This window comes from Pseudomonas sp. LG1D9, assembly GCF_002949995.1.
Taxonomy (GTDB): Bacteria; Pseudomonadota; Gammaproteobacteria; order Pseudomonadales; family Pseudomonadaceae; genus Aquipseudomonas; species Aquipseudomonas proteolytica.
Map to the genome: position 1 here is coordinate 133945 of NZ_CP026881.1, position 14153 is coordinate 148097.

At 55.7% G+C, this 14153-nt stretch carries 13 protein-coding genes and 2 pseudogenes; 7 read left to right on the forward strand and 8 right to left on the reverse strand.

Annotated features, from left to right (window positions below):
* Positions 1-286 precede the first annotated feature (286 nt).
* From C5F71_RS00610 to C5F71_RS00635, 5 genes are all read left to right on the forward strand, one after another.
* Complete coding sequence (locus C5F71_RS00610; RefSeq protein ID WP_224791095.1) at positions 287-784, forward strand: RNA polymerase sigma factor; 498 nt, start codon at positions 287-289, stop codon at positions 782-784.
* Positions 785-789: 5 nt separating this feature from the next.
* Positions 790-1725: a FecR family protein gene (locus C5F71_RS00615; protein ID WP_104910373.1), complete on the forward strand. Its 936-nt coding sequence runs from the start codon at positions 790-792 to the stop codon at positions 1723-1725.
* Positions 1726-1801: 76 nt separating this feature from the next.
* Positions 1802-4207 (forward strand): TonB-dependent receptor, encoded by a 2406-nt coding sequence (locus C5F71_RS00620; protein ID WP_104910374.1) that lies wholly within the window; start codon positions 1802-1804, stop codon positions 4205-4207.
* 270 nt (positions 4208-4477) lie between these two features.
* Positions 4478-5080, forward strand: a complete 603-nt coding sequence (locus tag C5F71_RS00630) for a hypothetical protein (protein ID WP_104910375.1) — start codon at positions 4478-4480, stop codon at positions 5078-5080.
* Between the two features lie 55 nt (positions 5081-5135).
* The gene (locus C5F71_RS00635) at positions 5136-5444 is read left to right on the forward strand and encodes a hypothetical protein (protein WP_104910376.1); all 309 of its coding nucleotides are present in this window, start codon (positions 5136-5138) and stop codon (positions 5442-5444) included.
* 115 nt (positions 5445-5559) lie between these two features.
* Here C5F71_RS00635 and C5F71_RS00640 read toward each other — a convergent pair whose 3' ends face one another.
* From C5F71_RS00640 to C5F71_RS00655, 5 genes and pseudogenes are all read right to left on the reverse strand, one after another.
* Entirely contained in the window at positions 5560-6600 is a 1041-nt protein-coding gene (locus tag C5F71_RS00640) for a sensor domain-containing diguanylate cyclase (protein WP_104912576.1), read from the reverse strand.
* 29 nt (positions 6601-6629) lie between these two features.
* Positions 6630-6845, reverse strand: a complete 216-nt coding sequence (locus tag C5F71_RS00645; protein WP_158682841.1) for a hypothetical protein — start codon at positions 6843-6845, stop codon at positions 6630-6632.
* A 199-nt stretch (positions 6846-7044) separates the two neighbouring features.
* A pseudogene (locus C5F71_RS29565) lies at positions 7045-7410 on the reverse strand (methyl-accepting chemotaxis protein); the annotation flags it as partial.
* 234 nt (positions 7411-7644) lie between these two features.
* Positions 7645-8313: pseudogene (locus C5F71_RS29570) on the reverse strand (PAS domain S-box protein); the annotation flags it as partial.
* Positions 8314-8403: 90 nt separating this feature from the next.
* Positions 8404-9297 (reverse strand): hypothetical protein, encoded by an 894-nt coding sequence (locus C5F71_RS00655; RefSeq protein WP_070996073.1) that lies wholly within the window; start codon positions 9295-9297, stop codon positions 8404-8406.
* Between the two features lie 319 nt (positions 9298-9616).
* Here C5F71_RS00655 and C5F71_RS00660 point away from each other — a divergent pair, with 319 nt between their 5' ends.
* A complete protein-coding gene (locus C5F71_RS00660) occupies positions 9617-10831 on the forward strand; it encodes an aldose 1-epimerase family protein (protein WP_029293613.1) in 1215 nt (404 codons plus the stop codon).
* Between the two features lie 343 nt (positions 10832-11174).
* A complete protein-coding gene (locus C5F71_RS28865) occupies positions 11175-11627 on the forward strand; it encodes a hypothetical protein (RefSeq protein WP_158682842.1) in 453 nt (150 codons plus the stop codon).
* A gap of 152 nt (positions 11628-11779) precedes the next feature.
* Here the strand turns inward: C5F71_RS28865 and C5F71_RS00670 are convergent, their stop codons facing one another.
* The 3 genes from C5F71_RS00670 to C5F71_RS00680 are packed head-to-tail and all read right to left on the reverse strand — an operon-like array spanning position 11780 to position 14124.
* Positions 11780-12259 (reverse strand): YbaK/prolyl-tRNA synthetase associated domain-containing protein, encoded by a 480-nt coding sequence (locus C5F71_RS00670; RefSeq protein ID WP_016964635.1) that lies wholly within the window; start codon positions 12257-12259, stop codon positions 11780-11782.
* Between the two features lie 16 nt (positions 12260-12275).
* A complete protein-coding gene (locus tag C5F71_RS00675; protein ID WP_029293609.1) occupies positions 12276-13034 on the reverse strand; it encodes a TSUP family transporter in 759 nt (252 codons plus the stop codon).
* Positions 13035-13038: 4 nt separating this feature from the next.
* Entirely contained in the window at positions 13039-14124 is a 1086-nt protein-coding gene (locus C5F71_RS00680; protein WP_104910379.1) for a TauD/TfdA family dioxygenase, read from the reverse strand.
* Between the last annotated feature and the right edge of the window lie 29 nt (positions 14125-14153).

A 14153-nucleotide genomic window follows, 5' to 3' on the forward strand; every position in this document is an offset into this window, starting at 1 on the left:
CTACTGGAGCGCAGTGGTTTATCAGATGCATCAAACGTGAGTTACGCAAGTAACCCGCAAAAAACCTGCGGCAAACATGCCCCAGATCCATGCGCCCTGCCGGCCGAACACAAACTGCCCAACAGCCCAAGGGTCAGCAGACTCATCCCCTGGCCGCACTCTGCCAGTCGCTGCCATTTCCAGTCATAGGCCGATCAAGCTGGCAGCCCAAGAAAAGATTGTTAATGCGAAGCGCTATCATTAAAGTACGGGGCTTTCCTCTGCGTGATCTCTGCCAATGTCGAGCATGACCACCGAAGAGCTTGAGGTGGCGTTTCGGGCCCATGCCACCGAGTTGCGTTCGTTTCTTCATCGTCAGTTGCGCAATCCTGAGACTGCTGCCGATCTGACTCAGGAAACCTACCTGCGCCTGCTCCGTCAGCCACCCCGTAAACCGGTGCTCAACCTACGCGGCTTTATCTTTAAAATTGCCCGTAACTTGGCGATTGATCATGCACGCAGCAGGCAAACACGGGAGCGCCTCGACGAAGGCACCGCCTACCTTTACGAGGTAACGGGCGAAAGCCCGGCTCTGTTCGATGTCGTGGTAGCGCAACAGGAACTCGCCGCAATGGCCGCCGCTTTGCACCGCTTACCTATCCAGTGCCAGGAGATATTTACCCTGTGCCGGCTGCGCAACCTTCCCCATAAGGAAGTAGCCTCTCAACTGCAGGTATCTGTAAGTACGGTGGAAAAACAATTAGCTATTACTCTCGACTTTCTCAGCCAATGCCTGCAACGATAGCCGGTATGCATGATCAATCCGACACCCCCCAATCCATTAGCGAAGTCCAGCGCACTGCCCACGCGTGGGTGATTCGCCTTACCTCGGGCTCGGTGCAGCCCTCTGATGTGGCCGCGGCGCGGGCATGGTGCGAACAGGCACCGGAGCATCAGCAGGCGTTTGTCGAGGCGCGTCGGCTGTGGAGTTTAAGCGCACATCTGGCCGAGCCTCGTGCCGCAGCACGGCCGTCGTCGCGACGCGTGTGGGCAATGGGTATCGCAGCATCGTTGGTACTCGGGCTCGGCGTGGCATGGGCGCAATACATGGCGTTGGACGCAGACTATTACACCGGCACCGCTGAGCGTCGCCAGGTCACGCTTGCTGATGGTTCTCACATCACCTTGAATGCCAACAGCGCCGTAGATGTGAATTTCACCGGCGATGGGCGCCGCATTACCCTGCGCAAGGGCGAGGCCGTGTTCGATGTAAAGCCGGACCCACAACGGCCCTTCAGTGTGCAGGCAGGGGCCCTGAGCGCTACGGCCCTGGGCACGATCTACGCAGTGCGCCGTGATGGCGAGCACGTGGATGTCACGGTGCGCCGCGGGCGTGTGGCTGTCACCAATGCGCCTGACAAGGTGACGCTCAGCGCTGGCGAAACCGTGGGTGGGCGTGCCGATGGCCTGGGCGCCAAGCAGAGTGTGGTCGTCGACACGATACTGGCGTGGGAGCAGGGTCGCCTGGTCTTCGAAATGACGCCGCTTGCGCAGGTGCTTGAGCAGGTCGAACGCTATCGTCCGGGGATCATCCTGATACGGGACACGAGCCTGGGCGCACTCAAAGTCAGCGGCACCTTTCAACTCGACGACCTGGACGACGGCCTGGCGACGCTGGAGAAAGTCTTTCCCCTCAAGATCGAGCGCTACACCGACTATCTGCTGGTGATCTCCTCCAAGACTTGACTATTTTTACGGGTGTTGGCGTGTCACCCGTCTCCCCTCCCTAGAACGATAATGTTTCGTATTAGGGAGAGCACTGATGCAGCATCCGTTACCTGAAGGTTTGCCAATAAAATCTTTGTCCGCAGCCCCGCTTACACTGTTGTGCGTGCTGATATCCGGCCTGGCGTTTGCTGATCCCCACTCATTCAATATCGCACCGCAACCCTTGGCGAGCGCGCTGAACCGCTTGGCTGCCCAAAGCGGTTTACAGGTGATAGTGGATGGCACGTTGGTAGCCGGCAAGAACAGCCTTGGGGTGGTCGGCCCCAAAGAGCCAGAGGCGGCACTGGCTGAAGTATTGAAAGGCAGCGGCTTGACCTGGCGCGCGACCGGCGCGAACAGCGTGATGCTGGAGAAGGCTCCCGAATCGAGCAGCACCCTGCAATTGGGGGAAACGGCAATCGTCGGCCAGGAGATGGGCGAAACGACCGAGAACACCGGTTCCTACACCACTGGCGCCATGCAGACCGCCACCAAGCTGCCCTTGACCTTGCGTGAAACGCCACAGTCGGTCAGCGTGGTCACGCGCAAACGCATGGACGACAAGGCCATGACCACCATCAGTGATGTGGCCCATAGCGCGCCGGGGATTTTCCTGAATAACTCCGGCGGCGTGGCGCGCCCCACCTTCAGCGCGCGCGGGTTTGACGTCGACACCGTCATGTACGACGGTTTTCCCACCAGCTTCCTCACCTACCTGCCCAGCAGCGAAGCCAACCTGGCCATGTATGACCGGGTGGAAATCGTTCGCGGCGCCACCGGCCTGGCCCAAGGCGCCGGCAGCCCTGCGGCCGCCATCAACCTGGTGCGTAAACGCCCGACACATAAGTTCCAGGCGGTGCTCACCGGCAGCGCTGGCAGTTGGGACGATTACAGCAGCACCCTGGACATTGGCGGCCCACTCAATGAAAGCGGCACTTTGCGCGCCCGTACCGTGCTCTCGCGGCAAGACTCGAAAAGCTTCCGCGAGTCGGTGGAAAGTGACGCGGACCTGTACTACGGCGTGGTAGACGCCGACCTGACTGATACCACCACTTTGACGCTGGGCGCCTATCGGCAGAAGGACTACACCAACTACGTCTGGGGCGGGTTGCCCATGGCCCGTGGCGGTGGTCATCTAGGGCTACCCCGGGACACGTTCCTGGGACACGACTATGAATACATGAACAACCGCACCACCGGTTATTTCGCGACCCTGGAGCACGGTTTCGCCAACGACTGGAAGCTGCGCATGGCAGCCATGCAGTCGACGACCGACAATGACGTACTGGCCTCTTCCATATGGGGATACAACCGCCACTATCTATGGACGCAAGCCATGGAACAGAAGGAAAGAGGTTATGACCTGGCCCTCAGCGGCCCCTTCCAGTTGCTGGGTCAAGAACATGACTTCAGCATGGGCCTCAGCAAGCGCCAGCTGGATTATCGTACCGGTAATATTTGGGAAAGGTTCATCGACAGCAACGTCGATCTGTTCGCGTGGGACCCACGTGGTCATACCAAGCCCAATATCGTCAAAGGCCCCGACGGCCGCCTCGAGACGACGACTCAGGACAGTCTCTATGCCAGCACCCGCCTGCGCTTGACCGAACCTCTGTCGCTGATTCTCGGCGGTCGTCTGGACTGGTACGAATTCGAAAGCAGGGCCACCCCCGCAAGCAGCTACAAGGTCACGCGCAATTTGACCCGCTATGCCGGCCTGGTCTATGACCTGGACGCCAATCACTCGGTCTACGTCAGCTACACCGATATCTTCAAGCCACAGACCGAAAAAGGCCTCGGTGGGCAAGTGATCGAGCCTATCTTGGGCGAGAACTACGAAGTGGGTATCAAGGGCGAATACTTCGATGGCGCACTGAACGCCAGCCTCGCTGTTTTCCAGATTGATCAGAAGAATCGCGCCCAGGAATTGCCTGACGTCAAAGGCTGCGGTCCAGCCGCCAACAGTTCGTGCCACGAGGCTTCCGGCCTGGTGCGCAGCCGAGGTGTTGACCTGGAAATCCAAGGCGCCCTGACCGAAAACTGGCAACTGGCCGCTGGGTACACCTACACCCAGACGAAATACGTCAACGACGCCAATGCAACCCTGGAAGGCCAGGACTTCAACCGCCGACTGCCGCGTCAGCTATTCAAGCTCTCCACGATCTACAGCCTACCCGGCGACCTGCAACGCTGGCGCATTGGCGGTGATGTTTACCAGCAGAGCCAGATCCGCACCGCGGGAGGCAGCGGTAGCAGTGCATGGCAAAATCGACAGGGCTCGTACACCGTGGCCGGCCTGGTGGCAGGCTACAAGGCCAGCGAGCAACTGGATTTGCAGTTCAACGTAAACAACCTGTTCGACCGTACTTATTACGTCAGCATCGCCAACGGGGGCTATGAACCGTACGACGTCTACGGCGACCCACGCAATTTCAAACTGACGGCCCGCTACAGCTTCTAAGAAGCGGCTGGACTCTCATGTCCAAGGACGGACGTGGGCGAGATGCTAGGACGATTGCGCTACGGGGTAAACGCCGCCATAGCCGCACACGGGACCGCAATCTTACCCATTGCCAAGCCCATGTGATTGATGACCGGCACGTAGCGCTGGCGTTCCACAGAAGACTGGCGGTTCAGGGACGCTAATAACCCCATCGAGATTTTTCAGCTGTTACGCAATGCTCCTCTTTTTTTGTGGTCTCTACCCTGACTCCGCAACAGGACAGGCCCCATGTCGATACGCACTGCGCTCTGCCTGCTGGCTCTGCCGTTGTTCGCAGGCTGCCAGTATTTGCCGCACACCGATTACTTCACGGCACCTGAAAACGAGCCGAACCCCGCCTGGATCCGCATCGTCAACTTCACTCAGCATGCCGATCTGTACCAATACGAAAACGGCATACGCTCGGGCGGCGTCATTCGCAGTGGGCCGCTTCCGTTCATCCATACACAAGATGAGGGTATGCCGAAAGCAGGGCAAAACCTCACGTCGGACTATTACGAAACGCGGATCCGACCAGGCATCGAAACGCATGTGGGTATGTTCTGGGAAGGGGGACGCACGCAATCCTGCTCTGTCACGACGAAGTTCACGCCCCACGCTGGGCGCTTTTACCAGTTCAGGCTGACATCAGGTTCAGCAGGCACCTGCACGCTGTATCCGTCTCTGATCGAGCGCGACAAAAACGCAGATGGGTGGCATCTCACACCAAACTCGCAGGTGTCGTACAAAGGCGAAGGGCCGACGGCCAAAACCCATTACAACAATAGCCGCTTCGAGGATCCCGATTATCATCCACCGGCGGATCTCTATCCTGGCATAGATGTTTTATAAAGCGGGCCACGGGGACAAACTCATGGCTGCCAACGCAACTACAAGGAGTCGTTCATTGGGTGTCACAAAGTACTGGCCAGCGCTCGCCGAACGAGCCTCAGAGGATCTATTCGCATGGTCGGCCTTTGTCGCGCAAACAGAATTCCTGTGGCAAGACACTGCTTTGGTCCAGGACGCCGTCGCTTGGCAACGCCTCTGGTTCGAACTGGAGATAATCAACGGGCTTGCGTTGGCGCAATGGGAAGATCAGGGCAGGCCTGATGACTGGTCATGCTGCTGGAACAAAGACTATCGCCAAGAAGCGGCCGCCCTGGCGTCTGAACTGGTAGCAATGCTTCGCGATGCAGATTCATCTGCCTCCTGAATACACGAGCGTCAGCCACGGTGCCATGAACTCGGATCCCGGCAGACAGACGCTCCCTGCGCTTCTTGCCGCGATTGTAAAGCTGGGGGCAATTCAGCCCTACCCAATCAGTTATTCACCGTGGCGTACCATGAGTTGGCGGCATGAGCTGCTTGCCATCCCGAAAAACACGATCCTTACCGTTGCGCTTGGCCTCATACATATTACAGTCGGCAGACTTAAGTACTGCAGACATGTCGGACGTCGCCGAGAATCGCGCGATACCGGCACTGCAGGTGTAGTGATGGGGTGGCGAGACGCTGTGCCGGATCGCCTCCAAAAGCCGCAACGCGTATTCATTGGCGACCGAAGCATCGTCACCCAACAGTAAAACCCCGAACTCCTCCCCACCAATCCTTCCAACAGTGTGACTGCCAAGCGTGGACTGCAAGCACGCGGCCATTGCGCATAAAATCTTGTCGCCCACATCGTGACCATACTGATCATTTTTAATTTTAAAACTGTCGATATCCAACATTATAAAATAGCCATCGCCCCCACCTGCCATCACTTGCTGGAAACTCTCCATAAATGCTCGCCGGTTGAGTATAGAGGTAAGAAAATCGGTCTCCGCCAGGGTTCTGAACTCACTCTCGATCAATAACACTGAGCGCATATTTTTCAAATATGTAAAGCTCAGGGTAAAGCCAATTGACATGGACGATACGCAAAACAGCACCAGATATACTTCCAACCCCCTATACATGCCCACGTCAAGGTTTGACCACATCAAAATCCACACCAGCGCACTGGATAGCAGATAGTCCTGAACCGTGATAAATAAAATGGCGCTACTCACCACAATTATAACGGCCAGAGGCAGGGCGAATACACGCAGCTCTGCACCGGAATCAATCACACAAGAAAAACCAAATGCCAATACAACGATGTATACGCCACCCAAAAACCGCCATACCAGGAAGTTACCGGTCGCACGATGAAAGTGACAAACTAAGAGCAGGCACATGGTAATTGAAAAATTCAGCCAATTGATACTCGGCACTGGATCCACCAACAAAACACCCAGCCACGCCACCACCCCAACCAACTCAACTTTTGTTACCGCGGGTGATAACAATGTCCGCATTCGCGGCCTAATCTTGAAAGTCGCTGGCATCTCTAATTCCCTTTCCATAACGACTCAGATTATTCGACGTCTTCGCCCTGCCCTCTTTCAATCATTTCGATAAAAAAATTTGCCGACAGCCGTGCCATCTGCCGCCACTCCGTGTCGCTAACAAGGCCGCAGCGCAACAATTCGTCTGCCGCGTCCAACAGACCGAAATAGTAAGTTTCCAAATCCATTTCTGGCTCATATCGAACAATCAGGGCTTCCCAAGCTTGCATAGCTGAACTTTTCATAGACTCGTCCCACGCGGCTCACACATTCTTTTCGACATATACACAAGGTCGACCACCGCACGTTATTAGCATTTTTGGAAAGATAGTTTATTCAAGCTGCAATTTCAGAATAGGTAGTTTTTCTACGCGCGAGCAACGTGCACAAAAAAGGTCCAAGGATTACTTCCACTGCCTTGTAATGACATGCTAACGATGCTCATCAATCCAGGTCGCTGGTGACCCGCCCAATTGCTTCCACAACTTGCTTGGCACCCAACTGAATATCTGCCATCGCCCTGCCTGCCTGCTCAGCCAGCTCCAGCAACCTATCGGCCTGGTCTCGGCTGCACTGGACCTGAACAGTGGCTTGACGGGCTAACTCACCGTTCTGTCGCACTACGCTGGCAATCTCCTGTGTCGCCGTGCTGGTGCGCCCAGCGAGTTTGCGCACCTCATCCGCAACTACCGCGAAACCACGGCCGTGCATTCCCGCGCGCGCAGCTTCGATGGCTGCGTTAAGCGCCAAGAGATTTGTTTGCGTGGCAATGGCGCCGATAGTGTCAACAATAGATCCGATCAACAGCGACTGTGACTCAAGGGCACTCATGCTTGCGGTCACTGAAGCCATTTGTTGCGCGATGGTTTGCATGGATATTACCGAGTCGCCTACCAGGCCCATGCCCCGGTCCGCCTTGACATCGGTATCGAGCGAAACCTCGTAAGCCATGTGTGCTGCCTGTTTGACTCTATCGGCTCTCTCAACCTGCTTTGTCACCACACTGGCGAACTTGGCGACCTTGTACACTTGCCCGCAAGCATCCTTGATCGGGTTATAGGTTGCTTCTAGCCACACGACCCGGCCGTGTTTATCCAGGCGGCGAAAGCGCCCCGCAATGAACGCACCTTTATTCAACGACTTCCAGAAATCAGCGTAAGCCGCAGAAGCAACATCCTCGTCCAGGCAGAATAGGCGATGATGCCTGCCTTCTATCTCTGCAAGGCTGTAGCCCATTGCGTCGATAAATGGCTTATTGGCATGTAGGACTTCACCAGCGAGGCTGAACTGCACAATTGCGGTTGACCGGTTCAAGGCGCTGAACATTTCCACGCCTTCCTGCTCGTCCCGCGCCAACGGCGGAGCGATACAGCCGTAGCCTTGAAATGTGCGTTCAGACAAAGAGAGCCAACACATGCCAAGCGTGACAATTTGGCCATTTGAAGCGGTGTAGCGCTGCAATTCACTGGCCCGCAGATTCGGCGCAAACGCGCTGCGCGGCTCAGCCAGTATGTTGCTAATCTCCGAGCCGGATAGCTCATCTAACGAATAGCCAAGCACATCGGCGAATCGCTGGTTGGCCGAGATGATTCGGCCCGCCCGATCAACACGCAGTGAAATAAAAACCGATTCAAGGTTGGCGAATACGCCAAGTAATGTACCGAGCTCGCCCTTGCAGTCGAGCAGAGCATTTTTTATGCGACGGTTAAACACACTGACCTCCGATGCTAACGAGTACTACAATAAAGGACAATGTCTGTATATTATGCCGCCCAACAACACGGCCTTTCAAAAGCATTCACGCTACGAACCAAGCAAAGACTTGGTCCGGGGATACTTATCATTAAACTCGCTATCCCCCATTCCTAATTTCAAGCTAATTCGCGCCACTGAAAAATTTATGGCCATGGTGCGCCTCACCAAATCCAGAAAAGCCGGAAGTAGTTCCACCGTATTCTTGTGGCATTTGAAATATCCGTGTAGCTCACCTTCTCGAACCATGCGTATGATATGAGTCTTCGACACGCCCAAGCGCGAAGAAAGCTCAATATACGTTGACACCTTATAACCGGCCTGAATTGAATCCTTACGCAAGCTGTCTACATACAACGCAAGCATCGGCAGATGCCCACCATCTCTGTTCATAATCCATTTTGCTTCAGGCAATAACTTGTCAAGCATCACATCAGCTTCCAACAACTTTGCGAAGCCATGAAAAAACACACGCAGCATGTCTTCCGACTCCCATACATCTTTCAGGCAAGCATCGTATGGAACTATCAACTGCGACGGCAGCAAATAAGATTTAATCATCCTGGTGGTTTCACACAGCGCCGCGCCGGTGGGTTTGAAAACACGCTGCCTACTGTCTTCGTCATGCATCCGGACTTGTATATAACCGGTAATAAAGAAAAACGAAAAGTAAGAGTCCAAGCTATTGCGCGATAAATAACCACGCTCTTGGCAGAACGCTTTAACCTTGGACAGGGGCACCAAATGATCTTTGTAATTAAAGCTCAACAAAGAAAGCGCCACCATAAACCGGTCATATTTGAGCAGATTTTTGTAAAACAGCGGTTTTTGTCGATAGTTCTCCATCACCAAATCGAAATGTAGAAGGATCGCGTCATCCATGTCGCATCGGGTCATCGCGGAACTGGTCTCTATCAGATACTCAAGCAGATCAGTTTTATTCATCGACGCTCAATAGACCTCACAAGACAACATCAAATAGCCACTACCTGCATCATGCCCAGTATATGCGTATTCAACCATCTGAAAATTTCACCCCAAAAATGTTCTGTCGCTTCCCCTTCGTATTAAACCTCGCATCGCTTTTGTGAAGCATTCGACCGAATGCGGACGTTTACGAAGGTCTGCTTTGGGCTATCAACGACACAACCGTGTTTGCCCCGCGCCCACTGCCAACCTCGTCGGCGATGGGTCGATTTTTTAGCTTGCTGAAACGTTTCATCACGTTTATAAAAATGGCACAACTCCAAGAAAGGCTGCCGCCATGACCCCGCTCAAACTCTTTGTTGCCCTCAGCGCACTGTCCGCTGCCTCCCACGCCATGGCCTGGGATTACGTTCTGCTCGACACCGACAAAGCCGCCCAGAACTGGCAGATCACCAGCCAGCAACTCGGAATAAAAACCGACAAACCCTTCAGCGTTACCCTACGCACCTTGCACGGCGGGCGGCAGGAAGGTGTCAGCATCGTCGACATCGATAACGGCACGATGAAACTCTCGGTAGTGCCGACTCGCGGAATGAACGTCTTGCAGGCCTCGGTCGGCAATGTGCGCATGGGCTGGGATTCTCCGGTCAAGGAAGTGGTCAATCCGTCCTTCATCGAACTCAATGGCCGCGGTGGCCTGGGCTGGCTGGAAGGTTTCAATGAACTGGTCACCCGCTGCGGCTACGAATGGGTCGGCCACCCCGGCGTCGACAACGGCGAACTGCTGACCCTGCACGGTCGGGCCGCCAACACTCCTGCGAACAAAGTCACCCTGCATATCGATGAAAAACCACCGTACGCCATCACCCTGCGCGGTGAACTGAAAGAGCAGGCGTTCAAGAAGGTCGACTTCTCGGTCGCGACCGAACTGGTCACCGAACCCGGCAGCGTCGTGTTCGCCCTCAACGACACCCTGACCAACAATGGCGACTATCCGAAGGAGTACCAGGCGCTGTATCACAGCAACTTCAGTACCCCGTTCCTGGAGCAAGGCGCTCGTTTCGCCGCGCCGGTGAAACAGGTGTCGCCGTTCAACGACAAAGCCAAGGGCGACCTGCCCGACTGGCAAACTTACCGCGCGCCGACCAAGGACTACGACGAAACGGTTTACAACGTGGTGCCGTATGCCGATGCCAAGGGCGATACGTTGACCGTGTTGCATAACAAGGCCGGCAGCCTGGGCGTTTCGGTCGGTTTCAATACCCAGACACTGCCCGTGTTTTCCCTGTGGAAAAACACCGATACCCAAGGCCAGGGTTATGTCACGGGGCTGGAGCCGGGGACCAGTTTTTCCTACAACCGCCGTTATCAGCGGCCACTGAACCTGGTGCCGACAATTGGGCCCAAGGAACACAAGCAGTTCCGCATCAGCTACAGCTTGTTGACGGATAAGGCGGCGGTGGATAAGGCCTTGAAGCAGGTGAGCGAGATTCAGGATGGGCGGGAGACTGAGGTGCGGCAGACGCCGCTGGTTGATCTGACCAAGGGGTGAGCATTGTCGCCCGACTGCTAGCCCTCGCGAAGGGCTGGCGTCGACCCACCGCAGACCTAGGCGGTTTCTGAAGCCATCCAGGTCAAAAAATCATGGACCTGAGTCTTAAACTCTTTTGGTTTGGCGTATGGATTCCTTGCTTGGGACAAGAAAAAAGAGATCTGCGTTCTCATGTACGGGTAATGCTCAACAAATAGCTCGACATGCTCCACCAGTGTTTGCGGCCACATCAGGTCCTGTGCAGAACGAAGTACTTGAGTGGAACTAGCGATGGAAAGTCATACAACATACACTCAGCAATTGGGCGACAGAACCGTCGCCTAATAAATATTCAGGAGCAGTTATGAAACTTTTCGCGGCATTCACAATTTTGTTATTTGCATTAGTCGGATGCGCTACAACTGGGAGCCAATCGCCACAGCAAGCCGCACAATCTGCGACAATTTTATTTGAGCAACAAAAATTCAATCTAGTTTGGGTTCCCGCAGCGAATAACGGCATTTCCGGAGCTATGGCATCCGCGCTTATCGGAAGTGCAGGTTTAGAATCTCCAATTGTTTCAGGTATCCACCAAATAATTGCCCCTGCAAGCAAAGCTGATGTGCGTGTCGCCATCTCAGGAACCGATAGTTCTTTTGCAGCCAACTCAGCTATTGCAGCTTTAAGTAACACATCAAGCATGCTTCCTAAGTTGCAACTTGCATTTATCGGCTCGACATCAGATGCCGCGGCAGTTCGCTCGGCAGTTGAAGCTAAAGGCGGTAAATTCTTACACGCCACACCAAATGGCTCCTAACTAGGGGTTTCTGCCTGTCATGATAGACGTCTGTCGGCCAAAAGCGGACTCTTGAGGTCTATCGCTTTCTACCCGTAGTAACCGGTCAGCCCGGTAGAGACGGAGAAAAAAGGCGACTGATTTATTCTTGAAACCTATGCGAAAACGTCTGCTCAGGCCTGACTGATATCCAGCAATCGAGGCATGGCAATCGCCAGGTAATCCTGCGTATCGAGCACCATCGACGCATCCAGCCGCCCCGCGTTGAAGGCTATTTCAGCGTAGCCTGTGGTCAAGGCCGGATCGACGATCAATTGAATCCGCTCATCGAAAACAAAAGGAGGGATGGCGCCGATCCGGCACCCGGTCAGTTCCATGGCGGTTTCGGCCTTTACCAGCTCGGCTTTTTTCCCGCCCAGGGCCGCTCCGACTTTCTTCATGTCCAGCTTCTGGTCGCCCGGCAGTATCACCAGTGCATAGGGGCCGGCCTGGCCCTTGAGGGAGCAAAGCATGGCCTTCGCGCCTTGGCCGGGCTCGGTGCCACGGATTTCGGCGACGCGCGCCGACTGCCCCTCGGCATCGTGCATCAGCACCCGGTAGGAGGCTGAGCGGGCATCAAGTAGTGCCACAAGGCGATCGAACATGGGATGCATGTAGTTTTCCTCTGGTTTACAGGAGCAGGTCGTAGGACAGTTTGCTGATCAGAATCACCAGTAACACCAGGAATAGAGCCCGGACAAAGGGCACCCCTTTATGAACCGCCAACCAGGTGCCAGTGAGCGCGCCCAGGATGTTGAATGCCGCCATGGGGATTGCGATCAGGTAGAGCACGTTACCCGTCGGAATGAAGAACATCAGTGCCGCTACGTTGGTCGCGATGTTCACGAGCTTGGCCGATGCCGAGGCATGAAGAAAGTCGAAGGCGAAGAAGCGGATAAACAGGAAGATCAGGAAGCTACCAGTGCCGGGACCGAACAGACCATCGTAGAAACCGATGGCACCGCCAATGACGATCGCCAGCAGTTTTTCCTTGGTACCGATGCGCATGGGTTTGTGCAGGGCGCCGAAATCCTTTTTCCAGAAGGTGTAGATCGCCATCAGTACAATCAACACCAGCACCGCCGGCCGGATCATCGACTGGGGTACGAACGACACCGTGGCGGCTCCGAAGAAGGCCATGACAAAGGCCGCGCAGGCGGCCGGGATCACAAGCCCCCAGTCGATCACCACCTTGCGCACGAAGGACCGGGCCGCGAATGCGGTGCCGCAGGCGGCCGCGACCTTGTTGGTACCCAGCAGCGCCGCCGGTTGAGCGGTGGGCAGCACGTTGAATAGCGCGGGTATCTGGATCAGTCCACCGCCGCCCACCGCCGCATCGATCAGGCCGGCGGCGAAGGCGAACACGCAAAGGATGACAATATCGACCATGAAATCAGGCTCTGACTATGTAGGGTTGATGAGGGTCCAGCGGCACCACGCGTGCCGGATCATTGACCCCGAAGACACGCAACATCCAGCGATCACGGCCATCGTAGCGGGGTGTAAAACCATCCCGGGCATGCAGGGTTTGCTGGTTCTTGAAGATCAGCATGTCCCCTGGTTGCAGCAATATGTGGTGCACGACATCGGGATGATTGGCGACGGCGGCGAACAATTGGAGGGCAAACTGCGCATTAGCGCAGGTCGCCTCGACACTCGCTTTGTTGTAGCGGCAATACAGGCCATCGCTTGCGCTTCTGTACAGCAAGGGGACGTTTTCCAGCACATTCCCCTGTTTGCCGAAGGAAGCCGGTCGGCGAACGGTGAAGTTCGGTCGTGACAATTCTTCTTCGACGTAGGCCGGCAGAATGGCCAGCACCTCGTCAATGGCGACGATGCGCGTCGGCACATCGAGCTCGCAGCGCAGGCCGGTCAGGGACAGGTACTCCGGACAGGCCGACAGCTGCGAGACGGGTTCGCAGGTCAAAGGCAGGTGGGGGTTGTCGACATGCATGCCCAGATCCGCGCGCGAGCCATAGGAGCTCTTTTCGGTCTCTCGCCTGTGCTTGGGCGATACGTGGCGGAACACGGTGTCGTTGCTTTCACCCTCGTACGCCAGCGGACGGGTTTGCAGAGTTTGCAGCACCGACAAAATAGCCCCGGCCAGTGTCGACAAGTCCTCGATACCCGGCTCCCGGTCATAGGGCGTGGCGGGCAGTTGCGGGTCCAGCGGCAGCCCCCTGACGATCATCGCCACTTCACGGGCCCGTGGAAAATTGCGTAGCTGCTGGATTTTCTCGGTGCTCAGGACACTTTCCAGCAACAACCCCAGGTCCGGCATGTTGCGGATACCCGAGGCGCTATCGGTCACCTCCAGCGATGCCAGACCGGCCTGAAGTGCGCGTTGTTCTTCGAGCGACAGATGAATTTGCGGTATCTCCCGTCGGTTCGAACTCACTGATTTTTTTTCCAGCAACTCATGAATTACTTCATCAACACACCCTGCGGCCTTCCCGATTACTTCATCTAACTTCGACACGTCCTTGCGCTCCTGTTTACCCCATCCTT

Excerpts from the sequence above, each read along its gene's own strand:
- C5F71_RS00610 (WP_224791095.1), top strand. The coding sequence starts at position 287 with ATGACCACCGAAGAGCTTGAGGTGGCGTTTCGGGCCCATGCCACCGAG.
- C5F71_RS00615 (WP_104910373.1), top strand. The coding sequence starts at position 790 with ATGCATGATCAATCCGACACCCCCCAATCCATTAGCGAAGTCCAGCGC.
- C5F71_RS00620 (WP_104910374.1), top strand. The coding sequence starts at position 1,802 with ATGCAGCATCCGTTACCTGAAGGTTTGCCAATAAAATCTTTGTCCGCA.
- C5F71_RS00630 (WP_104910375.1), top strand. The coding sequence starts at position 4,478 with ATGTCGATACGCACTGCGCTCTGCCTGCTGGCTCTGCCGTTGTTCGCA.
- C5F71_RS00640 (WP_104912576.1), bottom strand. The coding sequence starts at position 6,600 with ATGCCAGCGACTTTCAAGATTAGGCCGCGAATGCGGACATTGTTATCA.
- C5F71_RS00645 (WP_158682841.1), bottom strand. The coding sequence starts at position 6,845 with ATGAAAAGTTCAGCTATGCAAGCTTGGGAAGCCCTGATTGTTCGATAT.
- C5F71_RS00655 (WP_070996073.1), bottom strand. The coding sequence starts at position 9,297 with ATGAATAAAACTGATCTGCTTGAGTATCTGATAGAGACCAGTTCCGCG.
- C5F71_RS00660 (WP_029293613.1), top strand. The coding sequence starts at position 9,617 with ATGACCCCGCTCAAACTCTTTGTTGCCCTCAGCGCACTGTCCGCTGCC.
- C5F71_RS28865 (WP_158682842.1), top strand. The coding sequence starts at position 11,175 with ATGAAACTTTTCGCGGCATTCACAATTTTGTTATTTGCATTAGTCGGA.
- C5F71_RS00670 (WP_016964635.1), bottom strand. The coding sequence starts at position 12,259 with ATGCATCCCATGTTCGATCGCCTTGTGGCACTACTTGATGCCCGCTCA.
- C5F71_RS00675 (WP_029293609.1), bottom strand. The coding sequence starts at position 13,034 with ATGGTCGATATTGTCATCCTTTGCGTGTTCGCCTTCGCCGCCGGCCTG.